Here is a 21,676-nt window from a genome sequence, read left to right as displayed (position 1 = left end):
CAAGGGTGGACCCGGGGTGGACTCGGCTCGAATCAGACACTGTTACGACTCCTTCGAGAGCGAGACGAGAACGTCATCGCCGTCGATCTTGACTTGGTAGACGGGGACGGGCTTGGTCGCGGGCGGCCCGGTGGGCTTGCCCGAGCGCAGGTCGAAACACGAGCCGTGCAGCCAGCACTCCAGGCTGCCGTCGTAGACCTCGCCCTCGCTGAGCTTGACCTCGGCGTGGGAGCACACGTCGTGCAGGGCGTAGACCTCGGTGCCCCGGCGGACCAGGGCGACCGGCGTCTCCTCGACCTCGACGCCGATCACGCCGTCGTCGGGGATGTCGGTGAGCTTGCAGACCTTCTCGAATGTCACTTCTCGAGCTCCGCCTCAACCTTGGCGAACACCCGCTCGCGCAGCTCGTCCAGTTCGATCTTCTCCAGGAGCTGTGCGAAGAAGCCCCGGATGACCAGGCGGCGGGCCTCCTCGAACGGGATGCCGCGGGCCTGGAGGTAGAAGATGTGCTCGTCGTCCAGGCGGCCCGAGGCGCTGGCGTGGCCGGCTCCCGCGACCTCTCCGGTGAGGATCTCCAGGTTCGGCACCGAGTCGGCGCGCGCGCCGTCGGTGAGCAGGAGGTTCCGGTTGAGCTCGTAGGTGTCGGTGCCCTCGGCCTCGACCCGGATGATGACGTCGCCGATCCACACGGCGTGCGCGTCGTCGCCCTGCAGCGCGCCCTTGTAGACGACGTTGCTCTTGCAGTTGGGCGTGGAGTGGTCGACCAGCAGGCGGTGCTCCAGGTGCTGGCCGGCGTCCACGAAGTACAGGCCGGTCAGGTCGGCGTCTCCGCCGGGCCCGGTGTAGGAGACCGACGGCGAAAGGCGCACCAGGTCGCCGCCCAGGGTGACCACGAAGCTGCGGAAGGTCGCGTCCTTGCCGAGCAGGGCGTGGTGGTGGGAGACGTGCACGGCGTCGTCGGCCCAGTCCTGCAGGCTGACGACCTTGAGCGTGGCGCCCTCGCCGACGACGAACTCGACGTTGTCGGCGTAGACGGCGCTGCCCTGGTGCTCCAGGACGACGACGGCCTCGGCCATCGCCTCGAGCTTGACCAGGGTGTGGCCGTAGGCCGCGCCCTCGCCGGAGCCGGTCACGGTGATCACGGTCGGCTTGGAGGCGACCGCCTCGCGCGGGACCGTGATGACGGTGGCCTTCTCGAAGGATCCGTAGGCCTGGGCGCTGACCCGGTCGGCGGGCACGTACGCCTTGCCCAGCCGCAGGTCGTCGCGGCCGACGGTCTCCACGGTGACCTCGGGGGCGGCGTCCACCTGGACCACGACGCCGCCGGAGGCGGCGGCGCCGGTGTGCAGGCCCTTCAGACGGGACAGCGGGGTGAAGCGCCACTCCTCCTCGCGCCCCGTGGGCACCGGGAAGTCGGCCAGGTCGAAGGAGGCCTTCTCATGAAGGGTCGACACGGGTTTGGTTTCGAGACCCATCAGCCGACGGCCCCTTCCATCTGCAGCTCGATCAGGCGGTTCAGCTCGAGGGCGTACTCCATCGGCAGCTCACGCGCGATCGGCTCGACGAAGCCGCGCACGATCATCGCCATGGCCTCGTCCTCGTTCAGGCCGCGGCTCATCAGGTAGAACAGCTGGTCCTCGGAGACCTTGGAGACGGTGGCCTCGTGCCCCATGGAGACGTCGTCCTCGCGGACGTCGACGTAGGGGTAGGTGTCGGAGCGGCTGATCTGGTCGACCAGCAGCGCGTCGCACTTGACCGTGCTGGCGCTGCCGTGCGCGCCCTCCTCGATCTGGACCAGGCCGCGGTAGGAGGTGCGGCCGCCGCCCCGGGCGACGGACTTGGAGATCACGGTCGAGCTGGTGTTCGGCGCCAGGTGCACCATCTTGGATCCGGCGTCCTGGTGCTGCCCCTCGCCGGCGAAGGCGACGCTCAGCGTCTCGCCCTTGGCGTACTGGCCCATCAGGTAGACGGCGGGGTACTTCATCGTGACCTTGGAGCCGATGTTGCCGTCGATCCACTCCATGGTCGCGCCCTCGTACGCCACGGCGCGCTTGGTGACCAGGTTGTAGACGTTGTTCGACCAGTTCTGGATGGTCGTGTAACGGCAGCGGGCGCCCTTCTTCACGATGATCTCCACGACCGCGCTGTGCAGCGAGTCGGAGGAGTAGATCGGCGCGGTGCAGCCCTCGACGTAGTGGACGTAGGAGTTCTCGTCCACGACGATCAGGGTGCGCTCGAACTGGCCCATGTTCTCGGTGTTGATCCGGAAGTAGGCCTGCAGAGGGATCTCGACGTTGACGTTCGGCGGCACGTAGATGAAGCTGCCGCCGCTCCACACGGCCGTGTTCAGCGCGGCGAACTTGTTGTCGCCGACCGGGATCACGGTGCCGAAGTACTCCTTGAAGATCTCCTCGTGCTCCTTGAGCGCGGTGTCGGTGTCGACGAAGATGACACCCTTCTCCTCGAGGTCCTCACGGATCTTGTGGTAGACGACCTCGGATTCGTACTGGGCGGCGACGCCGGCGATCAGGCGCTGCTTCTCCGCCTCCGGGATGCCGAGCTTGTCGTAGGTGTTCCTGATGTCAGCGGGCAGCTCCTCCCAGGAGGCCGCCTGCTTCTCGGTCGAGCGCACGAAGTACTTGATGTTGTCGAAGTCGATCCCGCTGAGATCGGAGCCCCAGGTCGGCATGGGCTTCTTGCCGAACAGGCGCAGACCCTTCAGGCGGAGGTCCAGCATCCACTCCGGCTCGTTCTTGAGCGCGGAGATGTTGCGGACGACCTCCTCGGACAGGCCACGGCGGGCCGCGGCTCCGGCGACATCGGAGTCGGCCCAGCCGAACTTGTAATTCCCGAGGCCTTCCAGCTCCGGGCGGTCGGTGACAGTCACCTTCCGGTCTCCTTGCTCGTTTCGTCGATCGATTCTTGGGTCGCCGAGGGCGATGCCCCGGATGCCTGCCGTCGCGCCTGCCGCGCCACCGCACCGGGCTCGGCCGTCCCTCGGTGAGGGCTCACGTGGGTGGTGCACACCCCGTCGCCATGGGCTATGGTCGCCAGCCTCTGCACCGGTGTGCCGAGGATCTGCGCGAACGCCTCCGTCTCCGCCTCGCAGAGCTGCGGGAACTCCGCGGCCACGTGCGCCACCGGGCAGTGGTGCTGGCACAGCTGCTCACCGCCGAGGCTCGCCCTGCTGGCCGAGGCGGCGTAGCCGTCGGCCGACAGGGCCTCGGCCAGCACGCGCACGCGCTGGTCGGCGGGGACCTCGCGCATCTTGTGCCGCAGGCGCGTGACGAGTCCGGAGACCTGTGACCGGGCGAACTCGGCCACGGCCTGCTCGCCGGCCCGCTCGGCCAGGAAACGCAGCGCGCTTCCCGCGAGCCCGTCGTAGGCGTGCTCGAAGGCGCTTCGGCCGGCGTCGGTTATCGCGAACAGCTTGGCGGGACGTCCCCGGCCACGCTGGCCGCGAGGGCGGGCCGTACGGGGCTCGATCATCCCGTCGGCGAGCAGCGCGTCCAGATGGCGGCGGACGGCGGCCGGGGTGAGCCCGAGCCGCTCGCCAAGGGCGGGGGCCGTGATCGGTCCGTGTTCCAGGATGAGCCGGGCGACACGCGCGCGCGTGCTCCGCTCGGCGGACACGCCGGAGAGCCGCACGGCGGCGGCCTCCTCCGTGTCCGGCATCTCGGTCACGTATTTCACAACATCAGTGTGCCTTAATTGCTTCCCCGCTTACAAACCATCGCCCGACTTGCGGAGAATGCGATTAATCACGCAGGCAAGGCTTACCTAAGCTGCGGAAACGTCGGCCGATGATCTGCGCAGACCCGCGAACGCGACGACGGAGCCGAGGGTGAGCCCGGCCAGGACGAGGGCCATCGGCAGCGCCGAACTCTGGTCGCCCAGGCCGACCAGCGGGGCCGCGGCCGCGCCGATCGCGAACTGCAGCACCCCCGTCAGCCCGGAGGCGCTGCCCGCGACCTGCCGCGGCTGGCCCGCCAGGGCCAGCGCGCCGACGCTCGGCAGGGCCAGGCCCAGCCCGCACAGCATCACGAGCAGCCCGGCGACCAGCGCCGCGAGGGGCAGGTGGAGGAGCCCGACGACGACCAGCGCCCCCGCCCCGGCGACCGAGAGGAGCAGGCCGATCACGACGAGCCGCGCGGGGGTCGTCACGCGCCCGGTGAGCCGGCCGCCGATCTGCGAGACGAGGGTCATGCCGATCGCGTTCAGGCCGAACACCAGGGAGAAGGTCTGGGGCGAGGCGCCGTAGACCTCCTGGAGCACGAAGGGCGAGCCGGAGATGTAGGCGAACATGGCGCCGAAGCCCAGACCGGCGGCCAGCGCGCAGGCCATGAAGGACCGGTCGCGCAGCAGGTGCCCGAAGGTGACGAGGGTGTGCCGCAGGCCGCCCCCCTCGCGCCGGTCGGCGGGAAGCGTCTCGCCGACGGTGCGCAGCGAGGCCGCCAGCAGCAGGAGCCCGGCCACGCTCAGCGAGACGAACACCCCGCGCCAGGAGGTGTGGGCGAGCAGCTGCGCCCCCGCGATCGGGGCCAGGACCGGCGCCAGGCCGCTGACGAGCATGAGCGTGGCGAAGATGCGGGCGATGGCGGCGCCCTCGTAGAGGTCCCTGACGACCGCGCGGACGATCACCAGCGCGGCGCCGCCCGCGACCCCCTGCAGCAGGCGGAACCCGACCAGCCCGTACACCGAGGGGGAGAACGCGCACAACAGCGAGGCGATCGCGTAGGCGGCGATACCGGCCAGCAGCGGCCCGCGCCGCCCGCGCGTGTCGCTGATCGGGCCCGCGAGGACCTGGCCGATCGACAGGCCGACGAGGCAGGCGGTCAGGGTGAGCTGCACCTGGGCCTGGCCGGTGCCCATCTCCCCGGCGATGGCCGGCAGCGCGGGCAGGTACATGTCGATCGAGAGCGGGCCGATGGCGGACAGCGCCCCCAGGACGAGCAGCAGCACTCTTCTGCGCCGCGCGGCGGGGGCGACCCCGGCCTCGGCCTCGGTGACGGCCGCGGTCATATCCGATCCCCCTCATCCCTCACGGGCCACGACGGGCCCATGGGGGCCAGGGGTTCCCAACCAGGATCAGGTCGACCGAATTCCCGAACATGGAAAATTTCCGCAAGGAAGATTTACCACCCCGAGTAATCCTCGGCGTGGTCAACCGGTCCGCTCAGACCTCTCACAGGGCCCTCACAGGGCCTCTCACGGACCCCTCACGGACCCCTCACGGACCCCTCACGGACATGGACGGCCGTGCGCGGTCACGGAGGGCCCGCGGCGCCCTCACCCGCGGCCCGCTGTTTCCGGACATCCCTAACTCCCCCGGCGACTCCCCCGGCGCCCGTGACGGACACGGCGCCTCCGGCCCGGAGAGGCCGGTGCGGGCGGACGGGCCCGGTCCGCCTCGTCACGGCGCGCCTCCCGGCTCGATCAGCCCGAACACCGCGAACTGCGGATCGGCGACCACCGCCCGCCGCCCCGCGGGCGTCGGCGCGGGCGGCACGAGCACGGCACCGCCCAGATCCCGGACCCGCTCCACCGCCGCCGCCGCGTCGCCGACGGCGAAGCAGGCCCTCCAGTGCGACGGCGTGTCCGGCGGGAGGGAGGCCTCCGGCCTCACCGCCCCCGCGACGGGACGGCCGTGCAGGTGCCACCGGGCGTACGGCGCGCCCGGCAGGCCGTCGTCCTTGAGGCTCCAGTCGAAGACGGCCCGGTAGAAGGCCTCGCCCACACCGGCCTCCCGGGTCACCAGCTCGCTCCAGGCCGGCCTGCCGGGACCGACGGCGTCCCTGATCCCCGTGCTCCCTGTGATCCCCGTGATCGTCGCGGCGGGCCGCCCCGCCTGCCAGGCCATGAGGAAGGCCCCCGAGGGGTCCTGGAAGGCGGTCACGACTCCCTCGCCGAACGCCCGCGCGGGCTCCAGCTCGACCCCGCCCCCGGCCGCGCGGACGGCCGAGGCGGTGGCCTCGGCGTCGCCGGTGGCGACGTAGGTGTTCCAGACCGAGGGGACGCCGTCGCCGAGGCCGGGACCGATCCCCGCGACGACCTTCCCGTCCAGCGTGAACCGCCCGTACCCGCCGGACTCCGGGCGCGGGTCGAACACCGCCTCCCAGCCGAAGAGCTCCCGGTAGAACCTGACCGACAGGGTGACGTCGGTGCTCGACAGATCCACCCGGCAGGGAACACCTGATTCGCAACCACTCCGCTCGGACACGCCGAACCTCCTCATGTCATGATTCGGGACACGCTCAGCGTGGCACGCGCGGATCGGGGCGCCCCGGGAAGATCAAAAGCCTTGGCGGGATCCGCCCGAAGCCTTTTATCGGACATGGTCAGGGCGTGATCAGGACATGTCCCCCGGGCACCGCGGGCTTCTCCCCGCAGGTCCGGCAGCGTGACCGCCCGGCGCAGTCCCTAAACTCGTGGCCATGGAATCCCCAGCCGTCGAGGTGACCGATCTGGTCAAGAGATACGGCCGAACGACCGCGATCGACGGCCTCACGCTCAGTGCCGCCCGTGGCGCGGTGACCGCGATCCTCGGCCCGAACGGCGCGGGCAAGACCTCGACCATCGAGATCTGCGAGGGGTTCCGGCCTGCCGACGGCGGCACCGTGCGGGTGCTCGGGCTCGCCCCGTCCAGCCTCGAGCTCAGGGCCAGGGTCGGGGTGATGCTCCAGGCCGGAGGCGTGCCCCCCGCGGCGCGCTGCGGGGAGTGGCTGCGCCTGATGTCCCGCTTCCACGCCGCCCCGCTGGACCCGGCGGCGCTGCTGGAGCGGCTCGGCCTGACCGAGCACGCCCGCACGCCGTACCGCAGGATGTCGGGCGGCCAGCAGCAGCGCGTGTCACTGGCGGCGGCCGTCATCGGCCGCCCCGAGCTGGTCTTCCTCGACGAACCGACCGCGGGCCTGGACCCGCAGGCACGGCACGCGTGCTGGGAGCTGGTCGGCGACCTGCGCGCCGCCGGGGTCTCGGTCGTGCTCACCACCCACCACATGGACGAGGCGGAGAGGCTCTCCGACCGGGTCGTGATCATCGATCACGGCAGGGTCGTCGCCGAGGGCACGCCCGCCTCGCTCACCGGCGCGGAGCGGCAGCTGCGCTTCCGCGCCCGCCCCGGCCTCGCCCTGGACGAGCTGCTCACCGCGTTGCCGGCCGGCAGCGCGGCCAAGGAGTCGCCCTCCGGGCACTACATCATCGAGGGGCTGGTCGCGCCCGAGCTGCTGGCGACGGTGACCGCCTGGTGCGCCGCCGAGGGCGTGACCGCCGACGACCTGAGCATCGAGCGCCGCACCCTGGAAGACGTCTTCCTCGAACTGACCGGACGTGAGCTCCGATGACCCCCTCCCCGACCCGCCGCGCGCGGCCCGCCCAGATTCGCAGGAGATCCCAGTGACGACCCTGGACCTCACGCCCGCCCCGGGGGCCGCGCCGCTGCACCGGATGGTGCTGGCGCAGACGGGGGCGGAGATCCGGGCGACGCTCCGCAACGGCGAGCAGCTCCTGCTGACGCTGATCATCCCGGTGCTGCTGCTCGTCGGGTTCTCGGCCGCGCCGCTGGTGAACGTCGGCGGCGGCCCCCGGGTGAACTTCATCACCCCCGGCGTGCTCGCGCTGGCCGTGATGTCCACGGCCTTCACCGGCCAGGCCATCGCCACCGGTTTCGAACGCCGGTACGGCGTGCTGAAGCGGCTGGGCGCGACCCCGCTGTCGCGGACGGGGCTGATGCTGTCCAAGACGCTCGCGGTGGTCGCCGTGGAGATCGTCCAGGTCGTCGTCATCGGCGCCGTGGCGGCCGCACTCGGCTGGCGTCCCACCGGCTCCCCGCCGGCCGCGCTCGCGGAGGTCCTGCTGCTCGTCCTGCTGGGCACCGCCGCGTTCAGCGGGCTGGCCCTGCTGATGGCGGGCACGCTGCGCGCCGAGGCGACGCTCGCCGGGGCCAACCTGGTCTACCTGGTCCTGCTCGGCTGCGGCGGGGTCGTCTTCCCGCTGTCGGTCTTCCCCGACTCGGTCGAGCCGGTGCTGCGGCTGCTGCCGATCACCGCGCTGACCGGCGGCCTCCGCTCGGTCCTGAGCGAGGGCGCCGGGCTCTCTCTCGGGCCCGTGCTCGTCCTGGCCGCCTGGGCCGTCGCCTCCCTCGCTCTCGCGTCGCGGACGTTCCGCTGGGAGTGACCCTTCCTGGGGTTTTCCCGACCGGTAAGGTGTGAACACCCGTGTGGCTAGTGACGCGAGGAGTTCCATGACCGCCGACGCCCTGCAGGGGCCCGCCGAGCCGTACAAGCGGGGTCTGCCCAGGCCCGGCACGCTGCTGCGAGCCGCCTCCGACGCCGTCCCGCCCTCGGGACTGGTGCTGCTGGCGATCCTGTCGGTGCAGGTGGGCGCGGGCTTCGCCAAGGACCTGTTCTCCCAGCTGCCGCCGAGCGCCGTGGTGTTCCTGCGCATCGCGACGGGCGCGCTGGTCATGGGGATCATCGGCCGGCCGCGACTGAGGGGCCTCAGCCGCGGCGACGTCGGGGCCGTGGTGGCCTTCGGCGTGGCGCTGGGCGTGATGAACCTGTCGTTCTACGAGGCGCTGTCCCACATGCCCATGGGCGTCGCGGTCGCGATCGAGTTCCTCGGCCCGCTCGGGGTCGCGGTGGCGGCCTCGCACCGCCGCCTCGACCTGCTCTGGGTGGCGCTGGCGGGCTCCGGTGTGGCGCTGCTGGCCCCGTGGGGCACGGCGGCCTCGCGGATCAGCTGGGCCGGGATCGGATTCGCCCTGATCGCGGCCGTCTGCTGGGCCGCCTACATCCTGCTGTCGGCCTCCGTGGGACGCCGCGTCCCCGGCACCACCGGCCTGTCCCTCGCGATGATCGTGTCGTTCCTGCTGATCGCCCCGGTGGGGATCGGCACCGGCGGCGCCGACCTGCTGCGGCCCGAGGTGCTGCTGATCGGGCTCGGCGTCGGCCTGCTGTCGTCGGTCATCCCCTACTCGCTCGAGCTGGAGGCGCTGCGCAGGATGCCGAAGCGGGTGTTCGGCATCCTGATGAGCCTGGAGCCCGCGGTGGCCGCGATGGTGGGACTGCTGGTGCTGGGCGAGGTGCTCGACGTGCGCGAGTGGGCGGCCATCGGCTGCGTGGTCGTCGCCAGCGTGGGCGCGACCCGCTCCTCCCGGGGGACACCCGGCTGAGCCGTCTACTCCGGGTTGCTGGCCCAGATGCCCCGGACGTGCTGGATGTGGTCGTGCATCAGCCGCTCCGCGCCCGCGGTGTCGCCGGCGGAGAGCAGGTCGAGCAGCCGGAGGTGCTCGCGGGCCGAGTCGATCAGGGCGCCGCGCGCGGACAGGGCCGACAAGCCGTACAGACGGGCGCGCTTGCGCAGATCGCGCACCACCTCGACCAGGTGCGCGTTGCCGGCCAGCGCCAGGAGGTCCACGTGGAAACGGATGTCGGCGTCCACGTAGGCGAGCAGGTCACCGCGTTCGGCGGCGTCGACGATCTCCTGGGCCACGGGACGCAGCGCCTCGAAGCTCCCGGCCCGGTCCGCTCCGGCCAGCCGCGCGACCGTGGGCACCTCGATGAGCCTGCGGATCTCGGTGAGATCGTCTAGGTCGCGCTCGGACAGCTCGGTGACCCGGAAGCCCTTGTTGCGCACCGCCTCGACCAGGCCCTCCTTGGCCAGGTCGAGCATCGCCTCGCGCACCGGGGTCGCGGAGACGCCGAACTGGGCCGCCAGCACGGGAGCCGAGTAGACCACGCCGGGCCGCATCTCACCGGTGATCAGGGCCGCCCGCAGCGCGTGGGCCACCTGCTCGCGCAGGCTCTGCCGCTCACCCACGGCCGGCAGGTCGAGCCGATCCTCCGCCGAAGGAACCATTCCAGCGCCTCTCATCTCGCATTCGTCCACGCCTCGTGGGCGCCTCGTGAACGGAGGCCGCCACCGGGCCCTCCCACGCCATGCCCACGCTCTCGAACATCCGGGATCCCGGGCCGTGAGGCACGGGACCGGCGACCGGTTCCCCGGGGTTCCCGGCCAGATGACCAGTGGTGATCGTACCGTTCCGCAGCGGGACGATCGGATCTCCCGCCTCGGCCAGAGCGGCGGTGCGGGCCCCGGCGACCACGGTGGCCCGCGCTAGGAGACGATCGCCGACCTCCCGGGCGCCGGGCTCGCGGGAGCCGACCGCGACCACGGTAGCGTCGTCGCGGGTCAGCCTACCGCCGAACAGGGGAATCCCCGCGCCGATACCGCGGCCCTCACCGCGCCCCTCACCGCGCCCCTCACCGCGGCCCTCACCGCGCCCCTCACCGTGCCCCTTACTGTGGCGCTCCCGCCCTCTCCCGCCTTCCGGCCCGCCCGCCGCATCCCGGCTTCCCTCCGGGTCTCAGCCGCCCAGGTAGGCCGCGACGACCCGCGGGTCCTCGCGCAGTCCCGCGGCCGGGCCGTCCAGGGTGAGGACGCCGCCGCCGACCACGTACCCCCTGTGGGCGATCCCGAGCGCGGCGGTCGCGTTCTGCTCGACGAGCAGCACCGAGGTGCCCTCGGCGTTGACGCCCGCGATCAGCTCCATCACCGAGGCGACCATCATCGGGGCCAGGCCCATGGAGGGCTCGTCGAGCAGCAGCAGCTCCGGCCCGGCGACCAGGGCCCTGCCGATGGCCAGCATCTGCTGCTCGCCGCCGGAGAGCGTCCCCGCCTGCTGGCCGCGCCGCTCGGCCAGGCGGGGCAGCAGCCCGTAGACGCGTTCGATCCGCCCGCGGACCTCGGCCCGGTCGCGGACCGGGTGACCGCCCAGCTGCAGGTTCTCGTGCACGGTGAGGGTGCCGAAGACCCCGCGCCCCTCGGGGACGTGCGCCAGGCCGCGCGCGGCGATGCGGTGGGGCCGCTCGCCCGTGATGTCCTCGCCGCGGAAGACGATCGTGCCCGCGCTCGGCCGTACCAGCCCGGAGACCGCCGCCAGCGCGGTGGTCTTGCCCGCGCCGTTGTTGCCCAGCAGCGCGACGATCTCCCCCGGTGAGACGGCGAGCGACAGGCCGCGCAGGGCGTGCACACCGCCGTAGTGGACGTGCAGCCCGCGGATCTCAAGCATGGATCTCACCTCCGAGGTACGCCTCGATGACGGCCGGGTTCCTGCGGACGTCCCGGGGGCTCCCCTCGGCGATCTTCCGGCCGAAGTTGAGCACGATCACGCGCTCCGAGACCTCCATGACCAGGCCCATGTCGTGTTCGATGAGCACGACGGCGACGCCCAGCTCCCCGATCCGCCGGATCAGGCCGAGCATCTCGGCCTTCTCGCCGTGGTTGAGCCCGGCGGCGGGCTCGTCGAGCAGCAGCAGGCGGGGGCGGCGGGCCAGCGCCCTGGCGATCTCGGTACGGCGCCGCTCACCGTAGGGCAGGGCGCGGGCGGCGCCGTACCGGTCGCCGCGCAGGCCGACGAAGTCCAGCCAGTGGTTGGCCTGCTCGGTGCACTCGCGTTCGGAGCGGCGGTAGCGGGGGGTGTGCAGCAGGGCGTCGAGCACGCTCTGCCGCAGCCACAGGTGGGATCCGGCGCGCACGTTGTCCAGGACGGACAACTCGCCGAACAGCCGCGGGTTCTGGAAGGTCCGCGCGACGCCGAGGGCGGCGACGGCGGACGGTCTCAGGCCCGTCAGCCGCCTGCCGTCCAGAGTGATCCGGCCGGAGTCGGGGCGGTAGAACCCTGTGACGCAGTTGAAGACCGACGTCTTGCCCGCGCCGTTCGGCCCGATGACGGAGACGATCTCCGCCTCGCCTGCCGAGAACGTGAGGCCGTCGACGGCGGTCAGGCCGCCGAACGACAGGCGCAGGTTCTCCACGCTCAGCAGGCTCACGGGACCTCCCGGGAACGGACGGGCCACAGTCCCTGGGGACGCAGCAGCATGACGGCGATGAGCAGGAGGCCGAACAGCAGGAACCGGTGGCCGGCCAGGTCGCGCAGGACCTCGGGCAGAAGACTGATCACGACGGCGCCGACGACGACGCCGGGGACCGACCCCATGCCGCCCAGGACGACGGCCATCAGGACCAGCGCGGACGACAGGAAGGTGAAGCTGGCCGGGGAGACGGCCGACAGCTGGGCGGCGAACAGCACCCCGGCCAGGCCGCCCCAGACGGCCCCGGCGACGTAGGCGGCGAGTTTGACGCGGTAGGTGTGCACGCCCATGGCCTCGGCGGCGTTCTCGTCCTCGCGGACGAACCGCCAGGCCCTGCCCAGGCGGGAGCGGCCGAGGCGGGCCGCGCCGAGGACGGCCAGGGAGACCACCGCGACGGTCAGGTAGTAGAAGAGCACCGGGTCCTCGACCAGATGCGGGATGCCGTAGATGCCGGAGGGGCCTCCGGTGACGTCCAGGTTGTTCGCGGTGATCCGGATGATCTCGCCGAAGCCGAGGGTGACGATGGCGAGATAGTCGCTGCGCAGCCGCAGGGTCGGGGCTCCGACGACGATCCCGGCGATGACCGTGGCCACGACGACGGCGGGCACGGTGAGCGGGAGCGGCAGGCCGAAACGGGTGGACAGCACCCCGCTGGTGTAGGCGCCGACCGCGAAGAAGGCGACGTAACCGAGGTCGAGCAGGCCGCAGTAGCCGACCACGATGTTCAGCCCCGCGGCGAGCATCACGAAGACGGCCGCGCTGGTCATGACCGACAGCGCGTACGGCCTGGCGTCCACGAAGGGCGCGAGCAGGGCGATCAGCAGCCCGGCGGGTCCCGCCCACCGGCCGGCCGTCGGCCCGGGGCGCCGGAGCCGTGGTCGGGGCCGGGACCCGCCGGTCCCCGGGCGGCGTGTCCTGGCCACGGTCATACCCGCTCCGCGACGCGCTCGCCGAGCAGGCCGGTGGGCCGCACGGTCAGGAACAGGATCAGCACCCCGAAGGCGAACACGTCCCGCCATTCGCCGCCCAGCCAGAACGTGCCGAACGACTCCAGCAGCCCGAGCAGCAGCCCGCCGAGCATCGTGCCCGGGATGTTGCCGATCCCGCCGATGACCGCCGCCGTGAAGGCCTTGAGGCCGATCAGGAAGCCCATCAGGAAGTCGATCTTCCCGTAGTAGGCCCCGGCCATCACCCCGGCTCCCCCGGCGAGGGCCGAGCCGAGGAAGAAGGTCCGGGTGATCACCGCGTCGACGTCGATGCCCATCAGCGAGCTGGTGCGCGGATCCAGGGCGACGGCCCGCATGGCCCGCCCCTCCCCCGTCCGGGTGACCAGCAGGTCGAGCCCCGCCATGAGCGCCACCGCCACGCCGACCAGCACGAGCTGCTGGAGGGTGAGGCGGGCGCCCAGGACCTCCATGGGGGTGCCGCCGAGCCGGAGCGGGTAGACGCGGGGGTCGGCGCCGGCGGCGGCGCGCATGCCGTACTCCAGGGCGAAGGAGGCGCCGACCGCGGTGATCAGCAGGGAGAGGCGGGGGGCGCGGCGCAGCGGCCGGTAGGCGATCCGCTCCAGCACGACTCCGGCGAGGCCGGTGACCAGCATGGTCACCAGGAGCACCGCGAGCAGCACCGGCAGGGTCATCGCGGGCGAGACCCCGCCCGTCGCGCCGAGGATCGCGAAACCGACGAACGCGCCGAGCATGTACAGGTCGCCGTGGGCGAAGTTGAGGAGTCTGACGATCCCGTAGACCATGCTGTAGCCCAGCGCGACCAGGGCGTAGAAGGAGCCGACGAAAAGCCCGTTCCAGACGAGCTGTGTCACCGGGGTCGCCGGGGTCATTGGGCCTCCCGCGCCCGCCGGGCGGCCGGCGCGCCGTGCGCCCGGACACACCCGCCGCCACCCCCGCCGACTCCGTGCCCACCGCTTACGTGCCCACCGCTTACGTGCCCGCCGACTCCGTGCCCGCTGCCTCCGTGCCCGCTGCCTCCACGCCCGCCGGCTCCGCGGGCGCTCTCGTCTCGCCCGCTCATCCGAGCGTGTCCTGCAGCCGGAACCTGCCGCCGGTGACGACGAGGATCTGGAAGCCCCCGTTCGCCAGCGTGTGCTCCGGGGTGAACCTCAGCGGCCCGGAGAACATCGGGAAGCCGTCGATCGCCTCCAGCGCGGCGATGACCTTGGTTCCGTCGGTGCCGCCCGCCCTGGTGATCGCCTCGGCGGCCAGCCGTACCGCGTCGTAGGCCTGGTTGGAGTAGGGGCCGGGGTCGGCGCCGTACCCGGCGCGGTAGGCGGAGATCCACTTCTCCGCGCCGCGGAGCGTTTCGGGGGTCTGGGTCATGGTGGCGTAGACGCCCTCGGCGGCGTCCGCGCCCGCGATCTCGACCAGCTTGGGGGAGACCGCGCCGTCGGCGACCATGATGGATCCCCGGTACCCGGCCTGGCGGAGCTGGCGGGCGATCAGGCCGCCCTCCTGGAAGTAGCCGGTCCAGTAGACGAAGTCGGGTTCGGCGGCCAGGATGTCGGTGACGTTGGCGCTGTAGTCGCTCTCCTTGGGGGTGACCGCCTCGACGAGCACGGCCTCGGCGCCGCCCGGGGCGTCGAGCAGGGCCTTGGCCCGGACCGCGATGTCCTTGGAGTAGCTGGTGTTGTCGTGTACCAGCGCGACGCGTTTCGCGTCCTTCTTGGTGATCCACTTCTCGGCCGCCGCCGCCTGCTGGGAGCCGGTGCCGTTGATCAGGAAGACGTGCTTGAGCCTCTGGTCGACCAGTTCCTGGGAGTTGGCCGCGGGAATGATCATTGGGATTCCGGCCTTGCCGAAGATCGGCAGGGTGGGCAGGGTCGCGCCCGAGCAGTAGCCGCCCACCGAGATGGCCACGCCCTCCGTGACCAGCTTGCCGGCCCCGGCCGCCGCCGACTGGGCGTCACAGGCGTCGTCGGCGGTCCTGAGCTCCAGCTTGCGGCCGAGCACGCCGCCCCTGGCGTTGATCTCGTCGACCGCGAGCCGGGCGGCGTTGCTCATGTAGGGGCCGATGGCGGCCTCGCCGCCGGACTGCGGGATCAGCATGCCGAGCAGGATCGGGCCGCCGTTCTTTCCGCTCCCGGCGGCGTCGCCGCCGGTGCGCTGCCCGCCGCCGAGCAGGCCCTGGCCGCATCCGGCGGTCAGGAGGGCGGCGAGAACCAGTGCGGCCAGAGGTCTGAGGGAGGACTTCCGGGGGGTGACGCGCATGCGCGGCTCCTCACATCAACTGATGTGTGACATTGCACTAACTGTGGGTACGTGCGTCAGAACCGCGACACAGGACCGTTGACGTTCACACCTCGTTTTTTGGCCGGTGACGAGCAAAAGTCAAGGGACACCCCCCGGCCGGAAGATGCCCCTTTTAGCCACCTTTTTTAGCTTGACGGACTGATGGTGATGGTGTGAGAGGAGGTGTAGAACTCCTGGGCCGCCTTGCCCTGCTCCCTGCCCCCGTAGCCCGACTCCTTCTCCCCGCCGAACGGCAGGTAGAAGTCGACCCCGCTGGTCGGGGCGTTCACCTTGATCAGTCCCGTGTCCAGGCGCGCGCCGAGGTCCAGGGCCCGGTCCAGGTCGCGGGTGTAGACGGCCGAGGCGAGCCCGTGGCGAACGCCGTTGGCCAGCGCCACCGCCTCGTCGGCCGAGGACGCGTCCTGCACCACGCAGATCGGCCCGAACACCTCCTCCCGGGCCAGGGGATGGTCGGCCGGCAGGCCGTCGACGACCGTCGGCTCGACGTACCAGCCGCTCCCGCCCCAGTCCGTCGCCGCGCCTCCCGCGCGTCTCGCGCTCCCTGGGATCCGGCCGCCCGTCAGGATCCGGCCGCCCGCGGCGACCGCGCCCGCGGCGGCCTCCAGGACCCGGTCCCGGGCCGCCCGGTCGATCAGCGGGCCGACGGCGGTGCCCGGATCCGCGGGATCGCCGACCCCGAGCCTCGCCACGGCCGCGACCACCGCCTGGCGCACCTCGTCGCCGTTGCCCACCGCGATGATCCTCTTGGTGGCCGTGCACTTCTGCCCGGCGAAGCCCATCGCCGCCGCCGCGATCTGGGCCGCGGCACTCTGCAGGTCGGCGTCCGGCAGCACGATGGCGGCGTTCTGACCGCCCATCTCCGCCTGCACCGGCACGCCGCGCCGTACGGCGGCGGCCCGCACCGACGCGCCCGCGGCGCCCGATCCGGTGAAGGAGACCACGTCGGCGGCCTCCGCCAGCGCCGCGCCCTCCTCCGCGCCGCCGGGCACGACCTGGAACTCGTTGAGGTCGAGCAGCTCGGCCAGCCGCAGCGCGCACGCCAGGGCCTGCGGAGCGGGCTTGAGCACGACGGTGTTGCCGAACGCCAGCGCGGGCGCGGCCTTCCACAGCGGGATGGCCAGCGGGAAGTTCCACGGGGTGATCAGCCCTGCGACGCCGAGCGGGCGCCGCCGGGTGAACAGCAACCCGGCGCCGGACGGCTCGTGGACCGCGCCCACCGGGTCGAACACCTGCTGGGCGTAGTAGCGCAGGATCGACACCGAGCGGGCGACCTCGCCCCTGGCCTCGGTGACCGGCTTGCCGACCTCGCGGACCACCAGGGCGGCCAGTTCATCGCCCGCCGCCTCGACGGCGTCGGCGGCCCTGGCCAGCGCCGCGGCGCGCGCGGCGGCGTTGCGCGCCGCCCAGTCGTGCTGTACGGCCTGGGCCAGGAGGACGGCGGCCTGGACGCCCGCCTCCCCCGCCGCGGGGAAGGAGGCCACGATGTCGGCGGGGGCCTGCGGGGAACGGCTCTCGATCAGTTTGATTGCGGGGATCAAAGCAGGAAACCTTCGGGGAACGGGTCACGGGGGTCGAGGAAGTACTGGGCGGTTCCGGTGATCCATGCCCTCCCGGTGATCGTCGGAACCACCGCGGGCAGATCCGCGACGCTCGTCTCCCCGACGAGGCGGCCGACGAACCGGGTGCCGATGAACGACTCGTTCACGAAGTCGGTGTCCAGGGCCAGTTCGCCCCTGGCGTGGAGCTGGGCCATCCTGGCGCTGGTCCCGGTACCGCACGGCGAGCGGTCGAACCATCCGGGGTGGATGGCCATCGCGTGCCGCGAGTGCCGGGCGGTGGAGCCGGGAGCGGTGAACTGCACGTGGTGACAGCCCCTGATCGCGGGGTCGAGCGGGTGGACGGGCTCGTCCTGCTCGTTGATCGCCTCCATGATCGCCAGGCCCGCGTCGAGGACGCGCTGCCCGTGCGAGCGGTCGAACGGCAGGCCGACGGACTCGATCGGCAGGATCGCGTAGTGGTTGCCGCCGTAGGCCAGGTCGTAGACGACCTCGCCGAGGCCGGGCACCTTGACCGTGCGCTCCAGCCCGAGACAGAAGGAGGGCACGTTGGTGATGGTGACCGCCGTGGCGGCGCCGTCCTCGACCCGCACCTCGGCGACCACCAGGCCGGCCGGGGTGTCGAGGCGGATGACGGTGACCGGCTCGACGACCTCGACCATCCCCGTCTCCACCAGGACCGTGGCGACACCGATGGTGCCGTGGCCGCACATCGGCAGGCAGCCGGAGACCTCGATGAAGAGCACCCCGTAGTCGGCGTCGGGGCGGGACGGCGGCTGCAGGACGGCCCCGCTCATCGCCGCGTGGCCGCGCGGTTCGTACATGAGCAGGGTCCGGACGTGGTCCATCTCGGCCATGAAGCGCAGGCGGCGCTCGGCCATGGTCGCGCCGGGGATGACACCGACTCCCCCGGTGATCACCCGGGTGGGCATGCCCTCGGTGTGGGAGTCCACCGCATGGAAAACCCGTTTTGTCCGCATCGGCCCTTCCTACCCCAGGCCCTCGGCCAGGATCTTCTCGGTCGCGGCGCGCACGGCCGCCTCCTCCTCGGGGACCAGCGACAGCCTCGGCGGCCTGCTGGGCCCGCCCCGGCGCCCGGCCAGGTCCATGGAGAGCTTGATGGCCTGCACGAACACGGTCCTGGAGTCCCAGCGGAGCAGCGGGTGCAGCGCGCGGTAGAGCGGCAGGGCCGTGGCCAGGTCCCCGGCGACGGCCGCCCGGTACAGGGCCACGCAGGAGCGGGGCAGCGCGTTGGGGTATCCGGCCACCCAGCCGACCACGCCCGCGACGGCCAGTTCGAGCAGCACGTCGTCCGCGCCCGCCAGCAGGTCCAGGCCGGGGGCGAGCTCGGCCAGCCGGTAGGCCCTGCGGACGTCGCCGCTGAACTCCTTGACCGCCGTGATCAGGCCCTCGGCGTACAGCCTGGCCAGCAGTTCCGGGGTGAGGTCGACCCTGGTGTCGAAGGGGTTGTTGTAGGCCACGATCGGCAGGCCCGCCTCGGCCACCTCGCGGTAGTGCTCGATCACGGTCCGCTCGTCGGCCCGGTAGGCGTTCGGCGGGAGCAGCATCACCGCCCTGCATCCGGCGGCGCGGGCACGCTCGGCCCAGCGGCGGGCCTCCAGCGCCCCGTAGGCGGCGATTCCCGGCATGACCCGGTCGCCGCCGACGGCCGCGACCGCGGTCTCGACGACCCGGGTCCGCTCCTGTTCGCTCAGCGTCTGGTACTCGCCCAGCGACCCGTTCGGCACCACGCCGTCGCAGCCGCTCGCGACCAGCCAGCGGCAGTGCTCCGCGTAGCCGTCCAGGTCGATCGAGAGATCGTCCTCCAGGGGCAGCGCGGTGGCCACCATCACTCCGTGCCACGGTCTCACACGGGTCGTCGTCATCACGGTCGTCCTTCCACGGGGGGTTCGGTCAAGGTGGCCAGGTCGCCGAGCCGGATCGGCTGGGCGATCGGGCGCCGGGGGGCCTCCGGGTCCCCACCCGCGAGGCAGGCCACGGCGTGGGCGCACATCCGGCCCTGGCACCAGCCCATGCCGGTGCGGGCCAGCAGTTTCACGGCGCGCGCGTCGGTCGCGCCCAGTTCCAGGGCCTGCTGTACGGCCGACAGCGGTACCTCCTCGCAGCGGCAGATCAGCGTGTCCCGGCGCAGCCATCCCTGCCAGCCCGGCCGTACCGGGTAGGCCCGGTGCAGTGCCCGTGCGAAGGCGGACAGGCGGTCCACGCGCCGTGACAGGACGGGCGCCGGGGGGACGCGGCGGCCCAGGTCGGCGGCCGCGGTACGGCCCGCGAGACGTCCCTCGGCCTCGGCCAGGCCGGCCCCGCCGACCCCGGTGGTCTCCCCGGCCGCGTAGACGCCGGGCACGCTGGTGCGCTGTCCCGCGTCGACGGCGGCCACCGGGACGCCGTCCGCGCCGCGGCGGGTCTCGCAGCCGAGTTGCACCGCCAGTTCGAGCTGGGGGACGAACCCGTAGCCGCAGGCAAGGGTGTCGCACTCGACGGTCCTGGTGGCGAGGGGGCGCCACTCCGCGTCCAGTCTCGCCACCGTGACGTGGGTCAGCCGGTCCTCGCCGTGGGCCTCGATCACCGCGTGGCGGCCGTGGTAGGGGACCCGGTGCCTGGCCAGGCTCACGCCGTAACCGAGGGCCTCGGCGGTCTTGCGCGCGGCGAGCAGCGGGTGCCTGGCGAGCCCGAAACGGCCGTTGGCCTCGTAGACGCCGCGCACGCGCGCGCCCGCCTCGGCGAGCCCGGCGGCGACCGGGAGCAGGAAGGGGCCGGTCCCGGCGACCACGATCTCGCGGCCCGCGACGACGAGGTCGCCCTTGAGCAGGGCCTGGGCCCCGCCCGCCGTGAGCACACCGGGCAGGTCCCAGCCGGGGAACGGCAGCGGCCTGTCGTGGGCGCCGGTGGCGATCAGCAGGGCACGGGCGACAACCGTGCGGGGCCGTTCCTCACGGTCCCCCGCCAGGCACCGTACGGTCACCGTGCCCTCGCGCCCGCCGTCCCGCCTCCCGGCGCGTTCCCCTGCGCGTTCCACCGCCCACACCCGGTGGCCGAGCAGCACGGTCGCGCGCTCGCCGAGCGCCTCCCACTGCCGGAGGAACCTGTCCAGGCCGTGGTGGAGGGCTCCGGGCCTGCGGGCGCCGAACCCCTCGGGCAGGTGGCGGAAGTACTGGCCGCCCGGCCTGCTCGCGCCGTCGACCAGCACCACGTCCAGCCCCGCGAGTGCGGCGCTGAGCGCGCCCGCGACCCCGGCGGGGCCCGCGCCGATCACGGCGAGGTCGTACACGCGACTCACCCCGCACTCCTCCCTTCCCCGCCCGTCTCGCCCGCGGTCCCGCCGGCGGCGGCCCCGGCGCCCGCGGTGTTCGCGTCGCCGGTGGTCCCGGCGCCCCCAGGGGTTCCGGTGGTCCCGGTGGTCCCGGTGGTCCCGGTGGTCCCGGTGGTCCCGGTGGTCCCGGTGGTCCCGGTGGTCCCGGTGGTCCCGGTGGTCACGGTGTCCCCCGGGCGTGCCTCGACCAGGCAGGCCCGCAGTGACGTGCCGCCGTTGACCGTGACCAGGCAGTCGAAGCAGACACCGATGCCGCAGAACAGCCCGCGCGGACGTCCGGCGATCCGGGTGGTGCGCCAGGAGCGGATGCCCGCGCCGTACATGGCGGCGCCGATGCTCTGGCCGGGGACCACGGGAACGGGGACGCCGTCCACGCTGATCTCGAACCCCGGCTCGGGACGGGCCCGCACGAGATCGTACGGCTGCCTCCTCGGCTTCATCGGCGTTCCTTCGTGAAGCGATCGCCCGGCGGACGATCGACGGCGGGACGATCGTTCCCGAAACGATCGGGGCGGAAGGAGCGCAGGTCCAGGTCGGGGCCGGAGCCGGTCAGCGTCTGGGCGATGAGGTGGCCGGTCGCGGGTGCGAGGCCGACGCCCGCGCCCTCGTGACCGCAGGCGTGATGGAGACCGGGAGCCCTGGGGTCCTCGCCGATCACGGGAAGATGGTCGGGGCAGTAGGGGCGGAACCCGCAGTAGGCCCGGATCACCCTGCGCCCGGCCAGCACGGGGAACAGCGCGACGGCCTGGCGGGCCAGGCGTTCCAGCACCGGAACGGACGTCGTGCGGTCGAAGCCGACGCGTTCGCGGCTGGCGCCGATGAGCACCGGGCCCGACGGGGTCGCCTCGACGACGGCGGAGGTCTCCAGCCCCTCCGCGTCACTGGCCACGTTGGCGACGTAGGCGGCCGTGTAGACCTTGTGCCTGATCAGCGGCTCCCGGATCGGCTCGGTGACCAGCACGAATCCGCGCCTGGGCAGGATCGGCAGGCGCACCCCGGCCAGTGCGGCGACCTCGCCGCCCCAGGTGCCGGCGGCGTTGACGACGGCCCCGGCCAGGATGTCGCCGCGATCGGTCCTGACGCCGGTGACCCGGTCGCCGGAGCGGAGGAAGCCGGTGACGGTGACGCCGGTGCGCAGCATCAGGGTGCCGCGGCCGAACCGCTCCGCGCCCCGCCGGATCAGCGTGGCCGCCGCCAGCATGGGCTGGACCTGGGCGTCCTGCGGGTAGAGCACGCCTCCGGCGAGCCCCTTCGCCAGATGGGGCTCGTGGTCGCCGAGCTCCTCCGCGGCGACCACGGTGTGCTCGACCCCCTGCGCGGCCGCCAGGCCGGTGAGGGCCTCCATCGTCTCGCCGGTCTCGGCGACCACCAGCCCGCCCTTGGGCTCGAACTCGAAGCCGTCGCGTCCGGCCAGGTCGCGCCAGAGGCCGTTGGAGAGCACGGCCAGGTCGAGCTCGGGCCCGGGTTCCTTGTCCGAGACCAGGACGTTCCCCTCTCCCGCGCCGGTCGTGCCGCCCGCCACGGATCCCCTGTCGACGACGACCACGTCCAGCCCCGCGCGCGCCGCGTAGTAGGCGCAGGCGGCCCCGACCACCCCCGCGCCGATCACCACGACATCCGGCATCCCTCACCCACTCCCGTTCAACCGGCAGG

Annotated in this window: 21 protein-coding genes; 3 read left to right on the top strand and 18 right to left on the bottom strand. The window is 72.8% G+C overall.

The window, feature by feature from the left end; all coding sequences use genetic code 11:
- Positions 1–42 precede the first annotated feature (42 nt).
- The 6 genes from AB0N02_RS20890 to AB0N02_RS20865 all read right to left on the bottom strand — a co-directional run bounded on the left by AB0N02_RS20890 (position 43) and on the right by AB0N02_RS20865 (position 6,178).
- Entirely contained in the window at positions 43–360 is a 318-nt protein-coding gene (locus tag AB0N02_RS20890) for a non-heme iron oxygenase ferredoxin subunit (protein WP_363948858.1), read from the bottom strand.
- Positions 357–1,475, bottom strand: coding sequence for a Fe-S cluster assembly protein SufD (gene sufD, locus AB0N02_RS20885; protein ID WP_363948856.1), 1,119 nt, complete (start codon positions 1,473–1,475; stop codon positions 357–359). Before sufD ends, AB0N02_RS20890 begins: the two co-directional genes overlap by 4 nt.
- The gene (sufB, locus tag AB0N02_RS20880; RefSeq protein WP_363948855.1) at positions 1,475–2,887 is read right to left on the bottom strand and encodes a Fe-S cluster assembly protein SufB; all 1,413 of its coding nucleotides are present in this window, start codon (positions 2,885–2,887) and stop codon (positions 1,475–1,477) included. Before sufB ends, sufD begins: the two co-directional genes overlap by 1 nt.
- Positions 2,884–3,675 (bottom strand): helix-turn-helix domain-containing protein, encoded by a 792-nt coding sequence (locus AB0N02_RS20875; protein WP_363949205.1) that lies wholly within the window; start codon positions 3,673–3,675, stop codon positions 2,884–2,886. Before AB0N02_RS20875 ends, sufB begins: the two co-directional genes overlap by 4 nt.
- 105 nt (positions 3,676–3,780) lie before the next feature.
- Positions 3,781–5,022, bottom strand: a complete 1,242-nt coding sequence (locus AB0N02_RS20870) for a multidrug effflux MFS transporter (RefSeq protein WP_363948853.1) — start codon at positions 5,020–5,022, stop codon at positions 3,781–3,783.
- Between the two features lie 391 nt (positions 5,023–5,413).
- Positions 5,414–6,178 (bottom strand): VOC family protein, encoded by a 765-nt coding sequence (locus tag AB0N02_RS20865; protein WP_363948850.1) that lies wholly within the window; start codon positions 6,176–6,178, stop codon positions 5,414–5,416.
- 256 nt (positions 6,179–6,434) lie between these two features.
- Here AB0N02_RS20865 and AB0N02_RS20860 point away from each other — a divergent pair, with 256 nt between their 5' ends.
- The 3 genes from AB0N02_RS20860 to AB0N02_RS20850 all read left to right on the top strand — a co-directional run bounded on the left by AB0N02_RS20860 (position 6,435) and on the right by AB0N02_RS20850 (position 9,172).
- Positions 6,435–7,343 carry an ABC transporter ATP-binding protein gene (locus AB0N02_RS20860; RefSeq protein WP_363948848.1) on the top strand — a complete coding sequence of 303 codons (909 nt, stop codon included), beginning with the start codon at positions 6,435–6,437 and terminating at the stop codon, positions 7,341–7,343.
- A 103-nt stretch (positions 7,344–7,446) separates the two neighbouring features.
- Positions 7,447–8,175: an ABC transporter permease gene (locus AB0N02_RS20855; RefSeq protein ID WP_363949202.1), complete on the top strand. Its 729-nt coding sequence runs from the start codon at positions 7,447–7,449 to the stop codon at positions 8,173–8,175.
- Between the two features lie 67 nt (positions 8,176–8,242).
- Positions 8,243–9,172 carry an EamA family transporter gene (locus AB0N02_RS20850; protein ID WP_363948846.1) on the top strand — a complete coding sequence of 310 codons (930 nt, stop codon included), beginning with the start codon at positions 8,243–8,245 and terminating at the stop codon, positions 9,170–9,172.
- A gap of 5 nt (positions 9,173–9,177) precedes the next feature.
- On the opposite strand, the gene AB0N02_RS20845 is transcribed toward AB0N02_RS20850, so the two are convergent.
- From AB0N02_RS20845 to AB0N02_RS20790, 12 genes are all read right to left on the bottom strand, one after another.
- Positions 9,178–9,858: a GntR family transcriptional regulator gene (locus tag AB0N02_RS20845; protein WP_363948844.1), complete on the bottom strand. Its 681-nt coding sequence runs from the start codon at positions 9,856–9,858 to the stop codon at positions 9,178–9,180.
- Between the two features lie 508 nt (positions 9,859–10,366).
- Positions 10,367–11,071, bottom strand: coding sequence for an ABC transporter ATP-binding protein (locus tag AB0N02_RS20840; protein ID WP_363948841.1), 705 nt, complete (start codon positions 11,069–11,071; stop codon positions 10,367–10,369).
- Positions 11,064–11,831 (bottom strand): ABC transporter ATP-binding protein, encoded by a 768-nt coding sequence (locus AB0N02_RS20835; protein WP_363948838.1) that lies wholly within the window; start codon positions 11,829–11,831, stop codon positions 11,064–11,066. The genes AB0N02_RS20840 and AB0N02_RS20835 overlap by 8 nt, the downstream gene beginning before the upstream one ends.
- Positions 11,828–12,802, bottom strand: coding sequence for a branched-chain amino acid ABC transporter permease (locus AB0N02_RS20830; protein ID WP_363948835.1), 975 nt, complete (start codon positions 12,800–12,802; stop codon positions 11,828–11,830). Before AB0N02_RS20830 ends, AB0N02_RS20835 begins: the two co-directional genes overlap by 4 nt.
- On the bottom strand, positions 12,799–13,710 hold the full coding sequence (locus tag AB0N02_RS20825) for a branched-chain amino acid ABC transporter permease (RefSeq protein ID WP_363948833.1): 912 nt from the start codon (positions 13,708–13,710) through the stop codon (positions 12,799–12,801). Before AB0N02_RS20825 ends, AB0N02_RS20830 begins: the two co-directional genes overlap by 4 nt.
- 187 nt (positions 13,711–13,897) lie before the next feature.
- A complete protein-coding gene (locus AB0N02_RS20820; protein WP_363948830.1) occupies positions 13,898–15,094 on the bottom strand; it encodes a branched-chain amino acid ABC transporter substrate-binding protein in 1,197 nt (398 codons plus the stop codon).
- 167 nt (positions 15,095–15,261) lie between these two features.
- Complete coding sequence (locus tag AB0N02_RS20815; protein WP_363948827.1) at positions 15,262–16,674, bottom strand: aldehyde dehydrogenase family protein; 1,413 nt, start codon at positions 16,672–16,674, stop codon at positions 15,262–15,264.
- Positions 16,671–17,672 (bottom strand): proline racemase family protein, encoded by a 1,002-nt coding sequence (locus tag AB0N02_RS20810; protein ID WP_363948825.1) that lies wholly within the window; start codon positions 17,670–17,672, stop codon positions 16,671–16,673. The genes AB0N02_RS20815 and AB0N02_RS20810 overlap by 4 nt, the downstream gene beginning before the upstream one ends.
- Before the next feature lie 9 nt (positions 17,673–17,681).
- Positions 17,682–18,578 carry a dihydrodipicolinate synthase family protein gene (locus tag AB0N02_RS20805; RefSeq protein WP_363948823.1) on the bottom strand — a complete coding sequence of 299 codons (897 nt, stop codon included), beginning with the start codon at positions 18,576–18,578 and terminating at the stop codon, positions 17,682–17,684.
- Complete coding sequence (locus tag AB0N02_RS20800; RefSeq protein ID WP_363948820.1) at positions 18,578–19,990, bottom strand: FAD/NAD(P)-binding oxidoreductase; 1,413 nt, start codon at positions 19,988–19,990, stop codon at positions 18,578–18,580. The genes AB0N02_RS20805 and AB0N02_RS20800 overlap by 1 nt, the downstream gene beginning before the upstream one ends.
- A complete protein-coding gene (locus AB0N02_RS20795) occupies positions 19,987–20,463 on the bottom strand; it encodes a (2Fe-2S)-binding protein (protein WP_363948817.1) in 477 nt (158 codons plus the stop codon). Before AB0N02_RS20795 ends, AB0N02_RS20800 begins: the two co-directional genes overlap by 4 nt.
- Entirely contained in the window at positions 20,460–21,647 is a 1,188-nt protein-coding gene (locus AB0N02_RS20790) for an FAD-binding oxidoreductase (RefSeq protein WP_363948815.1), read from the bottom strand. Before AB0N02_RS20790 ends, AB0N02_RS20795 begins: the two co-directional genes overlap by 4 nt.
- Positions 21,648–21,676 lie beyond the last annotated feature (29 nt).

The sequence above is a fragment of the Streptosporangium sp. NPDC051022 genome (assembly GCF_040683035.1).
Taxonomy (GTDB): Bacteria; Actinomycetota; Actinomycetes; order Streptosporangiales; family Streptosporangiaceae; genus Streptosporangium.
Note: the sequence above shows the minus strand (reverse complement) of the source record. Positions and strands in the feature narration are given on the sequence as shown.